The following is a 14974-nucleotide window of genomic DNA, read 5'->3' on the forward strand; positions in this document are numbered from 1 at the left end:
GTTCGAAAGCCGGGTTCCGGGAACCGGGCTCCAGGAAAATCAGGCGGCGAAACGGCGGACCGCGTCTTCGTTCCACCGGATGCCCAGTCCGGGAAGCTCGCCGGGCTCGACAGCGCCTTCGGTTACCTGCAAGGGATCCAGCAGGACCGCGTCAGCGAGCCCGAAGTACTCCAGGTAGTGCGCGGTCGGGGTAAGGCTCTGGAGATGCGCGCTCGCTTCCTGGAAGAAGTGCGTGGAGACCGGAATGGCGGTAGCGGCACAGACCGCCGAGGCGTCGAGCCACCCCGATACGCCGCCGATCTTCATCAGGTCGAGCATCATGAGGTCCGATGACGCTTGCTGGATGCTGCGCAGCACCTCGCGCGGGCCGTAGAGATTCTCGCCAAGCTGAATGGGGGTCCTGACCGCGGCGGCGATCTTCGCGTGGCCGGCGAAATCGTCGTACCTTGTCGGTTCCTCTATCCACTCGATGCCCTCTTCGTCGAGGGCCTCGCCCCTGCGGATGGACTCGGGGACGGACAGGGACTGGTTGTAGTCGACCATCAGCTTGCCGTCCGTGCCGATCAATGCCCTGGCGGCGCGCACAGCCCGGAGGTCTTCCTCCAGGGTCGGGTAGCCAATCTTGATCTTGATGGCGCGGAAGCCCGCTTGTACGGCGGCTTCGATCAGCGGCGCGGCATCATTGGGACGCTCCATGCCGAAGCTCGCATAGGCAAGGGTCTTTGACGGCGTGCCACCCAGCACCCGCACCAGCGGCAGCCCGATGACGCGCGAATGTGCGTCCCACAGGGCCATGTCGATCGCGGCCAGGGCCATGTCGAGGAGGCCTGGCGTGCCGATCAGGACGAACCTGCGCCGAAGCGCTTCCATATTCGCCTTCGGTTCCAGCGCCCACGACTCCATCACCGGCAGGATGTCCTTCAGTACCTGGACAACTCCCCGCAGGACGAGCGGCGTATAGGTGAAGATGTAGGCGCTGCCGGCGATGCCGCTGCTGGTCTTGATATCGAGCAGCACTAGCGGCGCCGTTGCCATGACACCGCTTGCGGTACGCAGGGGAGGGTGCAGTGGAACAATGACCGGGCGCACATCGAAGCCGGTGATCAACGGGGAGTTGGACATGATCGCTCTCGCTGGGTTTCTCAAAAAACGGATGACGCTAGTATGCGTTGAGAATCGGGAGCAGCAGTATGGGAATACTTTGAAAGTATTTCACGAAACATTGAGCCCGTTTTTGTCCGCCGCTTTGAATAAAAGCGAAGTACCTTGAAATACGATCAAGCGGGATTGAAATATTCGGCGGCGGCTGCCTTTCCGTTGCCTGAGCCGGTGGAGCCGCTGTATGGTGCTCATGCCAGGCGCCAGTGCGCGCGGAGCCTGTGCGGGACGGGGCGCTCCGCGGGATGCCCTTGACCATGCACGGCGATAAAACATGCCAGGGGAATATGCTGTGATTCGAAAGAACCCAAGCGGAGATTTACCGGTTATTCACGAGAGTGCATTTGTCGACCCCACCGCAATCATATGCGGGCGCGTGGTGGTCCGTGAGAATGTGTTCATCGGGCCCTATGTCGTTATCCGGGCAGATGAGGCCGGGCCGGATGGCGGCATGCAGCCGATCGTCATCGGCGCGAATTCAAGTATCCAGGATGGGGTAATCATTCATTCCCGGGCGGGCGCTGGCGTGCTGATCGGGTCGGACACGTTCATTGCCCACCGCGCCATCGTCCACGGACCCTGCGACGTGGGGGACCGCGTCTTTATCGGGTTCAACAGTGTTCTGTACAACTGCTCGGTCGGCCATGGCTGCGTTGTGCGGCACAACGCCGTGGTGGATGGCTGTCGCCTGCCGTGCGGATTCCATGTGCCGTCCACGGAGCGGATCGGGCCGGCGACGGATCTTGAACAGATCCCGCGGGTGACAGCGGAAGCCGCCGAGTTCTCTGAAGATGTCGCACGTACGAATAATCAGTTTGTAAGCGGCTACAAACGCATCCAGAACGAGCTGTGAAGGGAGCGGGCTCGCGCATTTGACAAGGCCGGCCCTCGCTGACAATCCTGTATCGCTGATCACCGCCGGGCATCTGCAGTCCCGGCGGTGATCGCTTGCTCTTGCTTCTGGCGCCGGTACCCGGCGACTCAGCCCCGGGGCGATTGCATTGCCGCGGCGCCCACCACCACCAGCGACGTCATATTGACGATACGCCGCACCGTAGCCGAAGGCGTCAGGATATGCACCGGCGCCTTGACCCCGAGCAGGATCGGCCCGATTGCCACATTGTTGCCCGCCGCGACCTTGAGCAGGTTGTAGGCGATGTTGGCCGCATCGATGTTCGGGCACACCAGCAGGTTGGCTTCGCCCTTGAGCGCGCCGTCCGGCACCAGCGTGTCGCGCAGCTTCGGGTCGAGGGCGCAATCGCCGTGCATCTCGCCATCCACCTCGAGTTCCGGCGCGCGTTCGCGCAGGATCGCCAGCGTTTCGCGCATCTTCTGCGCCGACGGCGCTTCGGACGAGCCGAAGTTCGAGTGCGACACCAGCGCCACCTTGGGCACGATGCCGAAGCGCTTGAGCTCTTCGGCGGCCATCAGGGTGATCTCGGCCAGCTGGTGGGCGGTCGGGTCGATATTGACGTGCGTGTCGACCAGGAAAATCTGGCGGCCCGGCAGCACCAGCCCGTTCATCGCCGCGTACACCTCGTTGGCACCGCCCAGGATCTGGTCGATGTAGCGCAGGTGGGCTGCGGTGGTGCTGACGGTGCCGCAGATCATGCCGTCGGCCTCGCCCTGCTTGACCAGCATGGCGCCGATCAGCGTGGTGCGGCGGCGCATTTCCAGCTTGGCGTACTGCTGGGTGACGCCCTTGCGGGCCATCATCTTGAAGTACGCCTCGGAGTAGTCGCGGAAGCGCGCGTCGTGTTCCGGGTTGACCACGGTGAAGTCGATGCCGCCGCGCAGGCGCAGGCCGAAGCGCTCGATGCGGTGGGCGATCACGGCCGGGCGGCCGATCAGGATCGGGTTGGCCAGCTTTTCATCGACGATCACCTGCACCGCGCGCAGCACACGCTCTTCCTCGCCCTCGGCGAAGACGATGCGCTTCTTCTCCATGTCGACCTGGCGGGCAGCCGCGTAGATCGGCTTCATCAGCGTGCCCGAGTGGTACACGAACTGCTGCAACTGCAGGCGGTACGCGTCCATGTCCTTGATCGGGCGCGCGGCCACGCCGGACTGCATGGCGGCCTCGGCCACCGCCGGCGCGATCTTGACGATCAGGCGCGGGTCGAAGGGCTTGGGAATCAGGTACTCGGGGCCGAACGACAGGTCCTGGATGCCGTAGGCGGTGGCGACGATGTCGCTCTGCTCCTGGCGCGCCAGTTCCGCGATCGCATGCGCCGCGGCGACTTCCATCTCACGCGTGATGGTGGTCGCGCCGCAATCCAGCGCGCCGCGGAAGATGAAGGGGAAGCACAGGACGTTGTTGACCTGGTTCGGGTAGTCGGTACGGCCGGTGGCGATCACCGCATCCGGACGCACTTCCTTGACCAGCTCCGGCAGGATTTCCGGGTTGGGGTTGGCCAAGGCCAGCACCAGCGGCTTGTCGGCCATGCGCTGGACCATGTCCTGCTTGAGCACGCCGGCGGCGGACAAGCCCAGGAAGATGTCGGCGCCGTCGATCACTTCGGCCAGCTTGCGCTTGTCGGTCTTTTGCGAGAAACGGGCCTTTTCCGGGTCCATCAGCTCGGTGCGGCCTTCGTAGACCACGCCGGCCAGGTCGGTCACCCAGATGTTTTCAAGCTTCATGCCCAGGTCGAGCAGCAGGTCCAGGCACGCCAGCGCCGCGGCGCCCGCGCCGGAAGCCACCAGCTTGACCTTGTCGATGTCCTTGCCGACCACCTTGAGGCCGTTGACGACCGCCGCGCCGACCACGATGGCGGTGCCATGCTGGTCATCGTGGAAGACGGGAATCTTCATGCGTTCGCGCAGCTTGCGCTCGACGTAGAAGCACTCCGGTGCCTTGATGTCTTCCAGGTTGATGCCGCCGAAGGTGGGCTCGAGCGCGGCAATGATCTGCACCAGCTTCTCGGGGTCCTTCTCGTCGAGTTCGATGTCGAACACGTCGATGCCGGCGAACTTCTTGAACAGGCCCGCCTTGCCTTCCATGACCGGCTTGGACGCCGCCGGGCCGATGTCGCCCAGGCCCAGCACGGCGGTGCCGTTGGTGATCACGCCGACCAGGTTGCCGCGCGCGGTGTAGCGGAAGGAATTGGCCGGATCGACCACGATTTCCTCGCACGCGGCGGCCACGCCCGGCGAGTAGGCCAGCGCCAGGTCACGCTGGTTGGACAGCGGCTTGGTCGGCGTGACCGAGATCTTGCCCGGCGTCGGAAACTCGTGATATTCCAGGGCAGCCTTGCGCAGTGATTCGCGGCTTTGGTCAGGTGTGCTATCCGGCTTTGCTTCGTTATTTTCGGGTGTGGTGGTCATGATTTGCAGTACGAGATTGGCAAGCCAATCGTGCTTCGAGCTGGACTAACGGAATTCTGTGATTCCATCAATCTTCGGGAGTGTCGGCTTCGGCTTCGGTTTCGCGAGCGATATTCCGGCATGTTCATGCCGAAAAAAACGCGGCGTATCGGGAGCGATACAAACCGCTGCAACCGCGGTTGGCATGGCCTGATCGCCATGAGAATGATCGCGCGGAGAGTATCGGACCAAGCGTAGCCGTGCCCCAGGCTGCCGTACAGTATCAGAGCGCGCCTAATTTACCGTATCAGCGAAGTGCGGGCGAAATCAGGAGGAGACGGGAATATAACCATGGCCGGGATTTGAAATAATCTCAACCCGCCTTGAATTCGATCGAGGCATTGCGTGAATGCCGGGGCTAGCCGGCCGGCCTCGATTCCCGTTGTGCCGGCAGTGCAAGCCCCCGGCGCTCGATCGGCGTCGAGAAGACAATGGAAGTCCTTGTCTCGCCGAACCCGTTGATCTCGGAGAGGAACAGCTCCAGGTCGTCCAGGTCGGTGGCCACCACGGATAGCATGTAGGAATCGTTGCCGCTGACATGATGGCATTCCAGTACGCGCGGCGAGTTGCGGAGCTTGTCCAGCAACGCCTGCTTGCCCGGCTGAGGCACATTGATCCCCACGATGGCGCGCACGCTGTAGCCCACCGCCTTCGGGTCGATGTCCGCATGGAATCCTCGCACCACGCCGGCCTCTTCCAGGCGGCGCAGGCGCTCCAGCGTAGCGGGGATGGACAAGCCTGTGGCTTCGGCCAGTACCTTGAGCGGTTGCCGCCCATCGGCCTGGATGGACTGAATCAGGCGCCATGCCTTGTCGTCGAGTTCAAGCATAGGGTTTCCGTATTTTGGCTGGGCGGCTTAAAAAATCGAAAGCACGTCTGCCGAACCACAGAATTTACATGATTCATTCACCGCGGAGAACGGGATACCATCGGTGCATGGACTCGACGACACTTCTCCTCTTCCTCAAGGCGGCCCTGGTCGGGATTTCGATCGCAGCGCCGGTCGGCCCCATCGGGCTCCTGACGATTCAGCGCACGCTTGAGCGCGGCATGGCAGTGGGACTGGCCACCGGCATGGGAGCCGCGCTGGCGGACTCCGTGTACGGCGCGATCGGCGCCTTCGGGGTCAGCTGGATCATCCACGCGCTTGCCGCCGCGCGCATGCCCCTGGCGCTGGGCGGTGGCGCCTTGTTGCTCTGGCTGGCCTGGCGAACCTGGCGCGCGCCGCTGGCGGCATCGGCGGCGTCCGTGCCCGGCGGCTCGGATCTGCTGCGTTGTCTCGCCGGCACCTTTGTCCTGACGCTGTCCAATCCCGCCACCATCCTGTCTTTTGTGGCCGTGTTCGGCGCATTGAGCGGCGGTGCCCTGGGCCCTGTTTCTCCCGTTCCCATGATCCTGGGGGTATTTGCCGGGTCATCGCTCTGGTGGCTCGCGCTTTCCCTGGTGGTCGCACGGGGCCGCCATCTGTTCACGCCCGCCTGGCGCCAGCGCATCAACGCGGTCTCAGCGCTCGTGCTGGCCGCGTTTGCGATGTGGCAGTGGATTTCGGTTGTGGGAACGTGATATGGAAAACCTGCCCGATCAATGATCGGAGCTTCTCGACTTGCTACCGGCGTTGCGCAAAAGGCAACTGGCAACTTTCGCAACTCTTCAGGAACATGCCGGGCGCTTCCCTGTCTATGATTTGCGTTCAGTTACAATGCTGTAGTGCACCATCGCCTTGCAACAGGCCATTTCAGGCCATTTCAGGTCATTTGCACCCTGCGGCGAGGACTGCGCCATCTCCGTTTTACCCCCAATTCATGCGATCCCTGCTGCTCCTGCTGACCGTTCTGTGCTTGTCTCTGCTGTCCTTCGGGGCAGCGGCGAGTTCGCACGCCGGTGCGGCGGGGGCTGCATTCGAGTCTGCCCGGACCGAGCGGCTTGACCCGCTCGACCGCGTGATCCTGGAATCCACGCTCGCCCGCACCCTCGACGAACTGGACGGCAGTGCCGACCTGGAACGCGTCGTGGCGCCGGGCGACGATGGGCTGCTGGGCGAATCGGCCGCGGAGATGCTGGCGGAGGACGACGACCCGCCCGGCTACTGCGAAATCTGGTCCGCCGACCTGCTCGACCCGCTCGACATGCTCGACGAGATCGAGGAATCCAGCGCGCTCTTCGCGCTGCCGACCGTACGCGTCTCGCTGCCGCCCAACGAGATCGCGCAACAGCTCCCGGCGCGCCCAGAGCCTTTGCCCGCGGCCTTCTTCAAGCCCCCCATTTCCCTGATCTGACAGCCCTGGCAACCCCGGCGCGCCATTGGCGTGCCCGGGCTGCGTTCCCATTGCCTGGGCGCCTGGGCCCGATCGCGTCCGCGATCGCTGGCTGACCGCCGGCGCGCGCTTTTTGCGCGCGCCGGCGGCGGGCGCGCAGCCGTTTCGCCTGCCCCCAATTGTCATGCAGATCAAACAGATCACCATGTTTTCCATGGTGGCGTTGCTGTCGCTCGGAGCCTTGCCGGCTCTCGCGGCGGAAACGTTCACCTTGCCGCAACTGCTGTCCCTTTCGCAGTCCACCAACAAAGGCGTCGAAGCGGCGCAGGCCGGCGTGGATGCCGCCAGTGCCGCCGTGACCAGCGCGCGCGCCTATCCCAATCCGCAGGTGGAGGTGCTGTACGGCCGCCTGTCGCCGCGTACCTCCGGTGTGACCGGTGGCGCCGCGCCGGCCATGGCCATCACCCAGAAGCTGGACTATCCGCAGCAGCGCAAACTGCGCGCCGAGATCGCCGGGCGCAGCCTGGAGGCTACCGAAGCTGGCCGCCAGGCGTTCCGGGCGGATCTGGCGGCGCGCGTCAAGACGTCGTATTTCGACGTATTGCGGCGCGAGATGGAGCTGGCCGCGGCCAAGGAAGACCTGGCCATGATGCGGCAGATCCAGGACCGCGCCCGCCTGCGGGTGGAGGTTGGCGAAGCGCCGCGCTATGAGCTGATCAAGGCCGACACCGAACTGCTCGGCGCGCAAAAGACGCTGCAGAGCGCCCAGTTGCGGGTCAACCAGGCCAAGGCCGCGCTGCGCCAGCAGGTGGGCGGCGCCTTGCCGGCGGCCTATTCGCTGGCCGGCAGCCTTAACCAGGCTCCGGCGCTGCCGGCCCTGCCGGTGCTGCGCGATACGCTGACCGGGACCAACGCCGAACTGACCCAGCGCCGCCTGGAAGCCGACCGGGCCAGCCTGGCCGTGGACTACCAGCGCTCGCTGAGGCTGCCGGAACTGGCGGTGCGCGCCAGCGCCGAGCGCCAGCCCGACAACACGGTCTCGCAGGTCGGCCTGGTCCTCACCATCCCGCTGTGGGACCGCCGCAGCGGCCCGGTGGGCGAGGCCACCGCGCAGGCCATCCAGGCCCGCACCGCGCTGGAGGCGCGCGAGTTCGAGCTTACGCAGGAGCTGGAGTCGGCCTACCGGCAATACGAGATCACGCAGGCGCAGGTGAGCGCGCTGGAAGGCGGCATCGTACGCCAGGCCGCGTCCGCGCTCTCGGTGGCCGAGTCGGCCTATCGCTTTGGCGAGCGCGGCATCCTGGATTACCTCGATGCCCAGCGCGTGCTGCGCGGCGCGCGCAGCGACCTGATCGGAGCGCAGTACGAATTGCAGGCGGCCACCATCCAGATCGAGAAGCTGCTGTCGAGCGTGCCCGGGCAGACCGGGGCACCCACGGCTCCCTTCGCTCCTTCGGCACCTACGGAAACCAAATAAGCATGCGTCCCCATTTTCTTCTTTCCCTGACGGCAACCGCAGTCCTGCTGTTTTCCCTGGCAGGCTGCTCCGACGAACCCGTGCCCGCCACCGAGGCGCCCAAGCAGCCGCCCGGCGTGGTCAAGCCGGAAGGCACCCTGCAGGCATCGCTCAAAGTGGCGCCGGTCGCCACCAGCGCCTTCAGCGAAATGCTGCGCGCGTCCGGGCGCATCGATTTCGACGAACAGCGCGTGGCCCGCATCGGCGCCAGCGTGACCGGCCGCGTGACGGATCTCTACGGCATCCTGGGCCAGGAGGTCAAGGCGGGCCAGGTGCTCGCCCGCCTGCATAGCAGCGAACTGGGCGCGGCCCAGATGGCCTTTCTGAAGGCCGAGGCCCAGACCGAGCTGCAGGTCCGCAACGCCGAGCGCGCGCGCCAGTTGTTCGCCGCCGACGTGATCGGCCGCGGCGAGCTGCAGCGGCGCGAGAGCGAACTGGCGATCTCGTCGGCGGAGATGCGTGCCTACCGCGACCAGCTGCGCGTGCTTGGCATGTCGCCCGCCGCTGTGGCGCAACTCGCCAAGAGCGGCAGCATCGATTCCTACTCGCCGGTGTTCTCCAGCATCAGCGGCACCGTGGTGGAGCGCAACGTGGCGCAAGGCCAGGTGGTGCAGCCTGCCGACGCGCTCTACACCGTGGCCGACCTGTCGCGCGTATGGGTGGTGGCGGAGGTGCCGGAGCAGCAGGCGGCGTTGGTGGCCGAAGGCCAGAGCGTGGATATCGAGGTGCCGTCGCTGGGCAATGGCGCCGGCCAGAAGCAGATCACCGGCAAGCTCATCTACGTGGGCCGTACCGTGAATCCGCAAACGCGCACCGTGCTGGTCCGCACCGAGCTGGAGAACCGCGAAGGGCGCCTGAAGCCGGCCATGCTGGCGAGCATGCTGATTGCCAGCGCGCCGTCCGAGCAACTGGTGATCCCCGAATCCGCCATCGTGCGCGACGGCAACGACGAGCTGGTGTACGTGGAGCAGGCCGGCGGCCTGTACCGCCTGACCAAGGTCAAGCTGGGTGCCGAGAGCGACGGCATGCGCGTGGTACAGGGCGGCGTGAAGCCGGGCGACCGCATCGTGGTGGACGGCGCCTTCCATCTGGACAACGAGCGCAAGCGCCTGGAACAGGGGTAATCGATCATGATGAAAGCCCTTGTGGAAGCCGCTATCAAGCAGCGGCTGGTGGTTTGCGTGCTCGCCGTGGTGCTGTTTTTTTTCGGACTGCGCGCGGCGACCAAGCTGTCGGTGGATGCCTTCCCCGACGTCACCAACGTGCAGGTGCAGATCGCCACCGAAGCCACCGGCCGTTCGCCGGAGGAGGTCGAGCGCTTTGTCACCGTGCCGGTGGAAATGGCGATGACCGGGCTGCCCGGCCTGGAAGAGATGCGCTCGCTCAACAAGGCGGGCCTGTCGCTGATCACGCTGGTGTTCACCGATGCGACGGATGTCTACTTCGCCCGCCAGTTGGTGATGGAGCGCCTGATCGAAGTGGCCGGCCGCATGCCCGAGGGCGTGACGCCGGTGCTCGGTCCGGTCTCCACCGGCCTGGGCGAGGTCTACCAGTACACGCTGGACCGCACCGACGACGGCAACCGCGCGTTGACGACCGAGGAGTTGTCCGAGCGCCGCATCGCGCAGGACTGGGTGGTGCGCCCGCTGCTGCGCTCGATTCCCGGCGTGGCGGAAATCAACTCGCAGGGCGGCTTCGTCAAGCAGTACCAGGTGCTGGTCAACCCGGACCGCATGCGCCACTATCAGGTCACGCTGCAGCAGGTCTACCAGTCGCTCGCGCGCAATAACGCCAACTCCGGCGGCGGCGTGCTGCCGCACTATGCCGAGCAATACCTGATCCGCGGCGTGGGCCTGGCCCGCGGCGTGGACGATATCGGCAGCATCGTGCTCAAGGAAATCTCGGGCACGCCGGTCTATGTGCGCGACGTGGCCAATGTGACCATCGGCCACGAGGTGCGGCAGGGCGCGCTGGTCAAGAACGGCGAGACCGAGTCGGTCGGCGGCATCGTCATGATGATGCGCGGCGGCAACGCCAAGGAAGTGGTGAGCCGCGTCAAGGCCCGCGTGGCCGAGATCAACGAGCGCGGCATGCTGCCGGGCAAGCTGCAGATCGTGCCGTACTACGACCGCAGCGAGCTGGTGGATTCGGCGCTGTGGACAGTCACCAAGGTGCTGCTTGAAGGCGTGGTGCTGGTGGTGATCGTGCTCTTCCTGTTCCTGGGGGATGTGCGCTCGTCCGTCATCGTGCTGGCTACGCTGGTGCTGACGCCGCTGATGACCTTCATGGTGATGAACCAGGTGGGCCTGTCGGCTAACCTGATGTCGCTGGGGGGGCTGGCCATCGCCATCGGCTTGATGGTGGACGGCTCGGTGGTGGTGGTGGAGAACGCGTTCGAGCGGCTCGGCCATCGTGACAAGATCGGCATGACCAAGACCGAGATCCTGGTCAAGGCGGTGCAGGAAGTGGCCACGCCGGTGATCGTCGGCGTGGGCATCATCATCCTGGTGTTCCTGCCGCTGATGACGCTGACCGGCATGGAAGGCAAGATGTTCGCGCCGCTGGCGTTCACCATCTCGATTGCGCTGGCGATTTCGCTGTTCCTGTCGCTGACGCTCTCGCCGGTGTTGTCGTCCTACCTGCTCAAGGGCGGTGCGGAGCACGATACCTGGCTGATTGCCTTCATGAAGCGCCACTACCTGCGCATGCTGCACTGGGCGCTGAACAATAGCCGCAAGACCGTGTTTGGCGCGGTGGTGGCATTCATGGCCACCGTCGCCATCGTGCCGCTGCTGGGCACGTCCTTTATCCCCGAGATGAAGGAAGGTTCGATCGTGCCGGCGCTGGACCGTGTGCCGAATATCTCGCTGGAGGAGTCGGTCAAGCTGGAGATGGAGGCCAACAAGCTGGTGCTGTCGGTGCCCGGCGTGAAGTCGGTGGTGTCCGGCGTGGGCCGGGGCGAGAGCCCGGCCGACCCGCAGGGCCAGAACGAATCCACGCCCATCGCCAGCCTGAAGGACCGCAACGAGTGGCCGGACGGCTGGACCCAGGACGATATCGCCAACGCCATCCGCGAGAAGCTCAAGGCCATCCCCGGCGTGCAGATCGTGATGGCGCAGCCGATTTCCGACCGCGTCGACGAGATGGTCAGCGGCGTGCGTTCGGACGTGGCGGTGAAGGTGTTCGGCGACGACCTCGACAAGCTGCGTGAGCTGGCTGGCGAGATCGCCCGCGTGGCGGGCGGCATCCAGGGGTCGCAGGATATCCGCATCGAGCGCATCTCCGGGCAGCAGTACCTGTCGATCGAGATCGACCGCCAGGCCATTGCGCGCTACGGGCTCAATGCCTCGGACATCCACGACATCATCGAGATCGCCATCGGCGGCAAGCGCGCCACGGACATCTTCGAAGGCGAGCGCCGCTTTGCCGCGGCGGTGCGCCTGCCCGAAGAGTTCCGCGACAACGTGCAGGCCATCCGCCTGCTGCTGGTGGCCACGCCCAACGGCGCCCAGGTGCCGCTGCAAAGCGTGGCGAAGATCGAAGTCAGCGACGGCCCCGCGCAGATCAGCCGCGAAATGGCCAAGCGCCGCGTGGTGGTGATGATCAACGTGAAGGACCGCGACCTCGGCGGCTTCGTCGCCGAGCTGCAGCAGGCGGCGGACAGCAAGGTCAAGCTGCCGGAAGGCTACTACCTGGAGTGGGGCGGGCAGTTCCAGAATATGGAACGCGCCATGGGCCACCTGAAGATCATCGTGCCGGTGACCATCGCCGCGATCTTCTTCTTGCTGTTCCTGCTGTTCAACTCCGTGCGCTTTGCCACGCTGATCATCACCGTGCTGCCGTTTGCTTCCATCGGCGGCATCATCGGCCTGTTCGTCACCGGCGAGTACCTGTCGGTGCCGGCCTCGGTGGGCTTTATCGCGCTGTGGGGCATGGCGGTTCTCAACGGGGTGGTGCTGGTGTCGTATATCCGCACGCTGCGCGATTCCGGCCTGTCGCTGGACCAGGCGGTGATCCAGGGCGCGACCCAGCGATTCCGCCCGGTGATGATGACGGCCACCATCGCCATGCTGGGGCTGGTGCCCTTCCTGTTCTCCACCGGCCCGGGCTCCGAAGTGCAGCGTCCGCTGGCGGTGGTGGTGATCGGCGGGCTGATCACGTCGACCCTGCTGACGCTGGTGATGGTGCCTACGTTGTACCGCTGGTTCGATAACCGGAAGCCGGACCCGATGAAGGATGTGCCGGTGTAGTACAGGCGGTGTAGTACAGAAACATCGCACAGTCAGGCAACGCCCCATGCGGTTTCGGTGGGGCGGTTTTCATTGGCGCAAGCTGGTGCGCTAACGCATGACCCCGTCCATTCGATATCATGTGCGCTGCCGCGGACCAACGCGCAAAGTACGGCATGGCGTCGCACCGGGGCGGCGGGGCGCCGAAGCCATCTACCGTAACTCCTCCAGGGAATCACGTGTCAGGGCCAGCATCAGCACAGATTGCAGGAGAATTCGAAGCCAGTACGGCAGCGCCGCCGCAAGTGCATGTCCGCCTCGACGGGCGGGTACTTCCGGAAGCCTGCGAACTATGGCGCGCGGCGCTGGCGCCGCTCTTCGACGTCAGGACTGGCGCCGCGCCGGGCGCCTTCTCCGGTGAGTTGATGGCGTTGCACCTGGGCGACAGCCTGATCGCGCGCTGTGCCGGCTCGGTGGAGCATCGCTTCAAGCGCGGCATCGTCGAGATCCGGCGCAGCAATATCGACCACATCCTGATTCAGCTCTATGTGGCGGGCGGCGTTCAGGGCGCGTATGGAAACCGGGCGCTCAATGCTGGCGTGGGTTCGATCAGCGTGCTCGACCTGGGGCGGACGCTGGATAGCTGGACACCGCCGTTTGCCAATATCACCCTTACCGTGCCGCGCGATCGCCTTCCCGCGTCGCTGCGGAGCTGGAACCTGCACGGTACGGTGCTGGACGCCGGCCAGGGATTTGACGCGCCTGTTGGCGTCGCACCTGTCGCAACTCCTGCTGGCCGGCGACGCGCTGACAGGCGAGGAGAGGGCGGCATCGGTCACCGCGGCGCTGATCATGCTGGAGGGCAGTGGCGCCAGGCTTCGGGATAGCGAGCCTGACGTGCAGAAGGCGGCTCGCCGCAGCATGCGCAAGCTGGTACAGCGCTATATCGAAGAACACCTGACCGCGGAAGCGCTCTCGCCGGAGCAGGTCGCCGGCGCTTTCCGCCTGTCGCGAGCCAGCCTCTACCGCCTGTTCGACGCCGACGGCGGCGTGAACGCCTACATCCAGGGCAGGAGGCTGGATCGCTGTTTCGATGAACTGGCCCGATCCAGGGGCAGCGGGCTCAGCATCGCCGAGCTGGCATATCGTTACGCCTATTCGAATGAGAGCACCTTCAGCCGTGCCTTCCGCCGCCGCTTCAGCCTGAGTCCGCGGGAGGTGCGCGCGCTCGCGGAGCATCCCCGCAACAGCTGGCCAGCGGCGCCGGCCGACGCAAGTGAAGCGACCACCATCAACGAATGGCTGGAGAGCCTGCGGGGCGAATTCACTGCCACCGGCAGGGGCGCCTGACGGCCTCGGGGGCCGTCCGAAGCCTGTCCCGGATGCCGCCTGGCAGCAAGGGCTCAGTCCTCGACTTCGATGACCTGCCCGCCGCACTGTATGTAGCACGCCTGGTAAGCGCTGTCGCAACTGTAGGTCGATGCGTAGCTGGAGCAGTAAGCCTGCCGCTTGGTGCATTGCTCCTTGCCCTTGTCATTCGCGGCGGTGGCGAGGCAGGTGGCAAGGGTGTTGGCGCGCCGTGTTTCGCAGGCCTGCTCCTTGATGGCGGCGACTTGTTCCTTGCCGGTGATGCAGATCTGCTTGTTGGTTTCGCAGGTCGTCACGCATTGACGGCCCGCATCGGATTTTGGGGGGACGTACTTGTAGGATGTACATCCTGCCGCCAGGACTGCCAGGAGGAAGCCGCACAGGCTTCGGTATGGTCGTTGCATTTCCATCATCGGGAGCGCGCCACGGGGCGCCGGTGCATCGCGCCTGCCCGGCGCGAGTTCCCGGCTGGCGTTTCGGCGCCTGGAGCGCCCCGGTGCTTCTTCGGGGACCCCAGGCAGCCGTGGTTTTCAAGCGAGGTAAAGCAGCGTGACTCCGGCTGTGAAAGCCGGCTCAGCGCACCTTGGGCTTGCCATACCGGATCGGCACATCGACCCCCGCCCCTGGCGGAAGCAGCGTCTTGAGCTGCTCCCTGGCAGCCGCCGCGTCCTGGAACGAAGCGAACGTCAGTTTGCTGATGTTCATGTGATCGAAGTACTGGATGCCGGTGGCTGAGCGGCTTAGCTTGCCGACTTTCTGCTGGACTTCCTGGGTTGATACTTGCGAAACAATCACCTCGTTGCGGCTCTCGCCGACAACGCCCCGGTCGTTCACGACCAGCGTCACCGGGCTCCCCATAGCGCCCGCGCTCTTTGCCGTGGCCGAAGCCGGCAGCGTCTGGAACGACTGGCTGCCAAGGCGAACGGCCGTCGTGCCCGCAAGGCTCTTCAATTCCGCGGGCGAAAGCTGTTGCCCGGCCACATAGGCCGACGCGCCCGCGTGGCACAGCGTGGCGGCGAACGCCGCAGCGCCGCACAGCAAGACCCTGAGGGACAAGTTCTTTTTCATCATCATTCTCCTCGCCC

At 65.3% G+C, this 14974-nt stretch carries 13 protein-coding genes; 8 read left to right on the plus strand and 5 right to left on the minus strand.

What is annotated here, in order from left to right; translation table 11 throughout:
- Positions 1-39: 39 nt before the first annotated feature.
- Positions 40-1122: an enolase C-terminal domain-like protein gene (locus ACZY0R_RS11630; RefSeq protein WP_488858493.1), complete on the minus strand. Its 1083-nt coding sequence runs from the start codon at positions 1120-1122 to the stop codon at positions 40-42.
- Positions 1123-1450: 328 nt separating this feature from the next.
- On the opposite strand from ACZY0R_RS11630, the gene ACZY0R_RS11635 reads away from it, so the two are divergent.
- A complete protein-coding gene (locus tag ACZY0R_RS11635) occupies positions 1451-2011 on the plus strand; it encodes an LbetaH domain-containing protein (protein ID WP_488859645.1) in 561 nt (186 codons plus the stop codon).
- A 128-nt stretch (positions 2012-2139) separates the two neighbouring features.
- Here ACZY0R_RS11635 and ACZY0R_RS11640 read toward each other — a convergent pair whose 3' ends face one another.
- Both ACZY0R_RS11640 and ACZY0R_RS11645 read right to left on the minus strand, forming a co-directional pair.
- Positions 2140-4482, minus strand: a complete 2343-nt coding sequence (locus ACZY0R_RS11640) for an NADP-dependent malic enzyme (RefSeq protein WP_488858494.1) — start codon at positions 4480-4482, stop codon at positions 2140-2142.
- Positions 4483-4879: 397 nt separating this feature from the next.
- Complete coding sequence (locus ACZY0R_RS11645; protein ID WP_488858495.1) at positions 4880-5350, minus strand: Lrp/AsnC family transcriptional regulator; 471 nt, start codon at positions 5348-5350, stop codon at positions 4880-4882.
- A 107-nt stretch (positions 5351-5457) separates the two neighbouring features.
- Here ACZY0R_RS11645 and ACZY0R_RS11650 point away from each other — a divergent pair, with 107 nt between their 5' ends.
- From ACZY0R_RS11650 to ACZY0R_RS11680, 7 genes are all read left to right on the plus strand, one after another.
- Positions 5458-6084, plus strand: coding sequence for a LysE family transporter (locus tag ACZY0R_RS11650; RefSeq protein ID WP_428179538.1), 627 nt, complete (start codon positions 5458-5460; stop codon positions 6082-6084).
- Between the two features lie 239 nt (positions 6085-6323).
- Complete coding sequence (locus tag ACZY0R_RS11655) at positions 6324-6797, plus strand: cobalt-zinc-cadmium resistance protein (RefSeq protein ID WP_488858496.1); 474 nt, start codon at positions 6324-6326, stop codon at positions 6795-6797.
- A gap of 193 nt (positions 6798-6990) precedes the next feature.
- A complete protein-coding gene (locus ACZY0R_RS11660; protein WP_488859647.1) occupies positions 6991-8253 on the plus strand; it encodes a TolC family protein in 1263 nt (420 codons plus the stop codon).
- Between the two features lie 2 nt (positions 8254-8255).
- A complete protein-coding gene (locus ACZY0R_RS11665) occupies positions 8256-9416 on the plus strand; it encodes an efflux RND transporter periplasmic adaptor subunit (protein WP_488858497.1) in 1161 nt (386 codons plus the stop codon).
- Positions 9417-9422: 6 nt separating this feature from the next.
- Positions 9423-12542, plus strand: coding sequence for an efflux RND transporter permease subunit (locus tag ACZY0R_RS11670; RefSeq protein WP_488858498.1), 3120 nt, complete (start codon positions 9423-9425; stop codon positions 12540-12542).
- Between the two features lie 284 nt (positions 12543-12826).
- Entirely contained in the window at positions 12827-13408 is a 582-nt protein-coding gene (locus tag ACZY0R_RS11675; RefSeq protein ID WP_488858499.1) for an AraC-like ligand-binding domain-containing protein, read from the plus strand.
- Positions 13409-13442: 34 nt separating this feature from the next.
- A complete protein-coding gene (locus tag ACZY0R_RS11680) occupies positions 13443-13871 on the plus strand; it encodes a helix-turn-helix domain-containing protein (RefSeq protein WP_488859649.1) in 429 nt (142 codons plus the stop codon).
- A gap of 53 nt (positions 13872-13924) precedes the next feature.
- Here the strand turns inward: ACZY0R_RS11680 and ACZY0R_RS11685 are convergent, their stop codons facing one another.
- Positions 13925-14185 (minus strand): hypothetical protein, encoded by a 261-nt coding sequence (locus ACZY0R_RS11685; RefSeq protein WP_488858500.1) that lies wholly within the window; start codon positions 14183-14185, stop codon positions 13925-13927.
- Between the two features lie 277 nt (positions 14186-14462).
- Positions 14463-14957, minus strand: coding sequence for a hypothetical protein (locus ACZY0R_RS11690; protein WP_488858501.1), 495 nt, complete (start codon positions 14955-14957; stop codon positions 14463-14465).
- Positions 14958-14974: the final 17 nt, after the last annotated feature.

This window comes from Cupriavidus sp. F041, assembly GCF_057814235.1.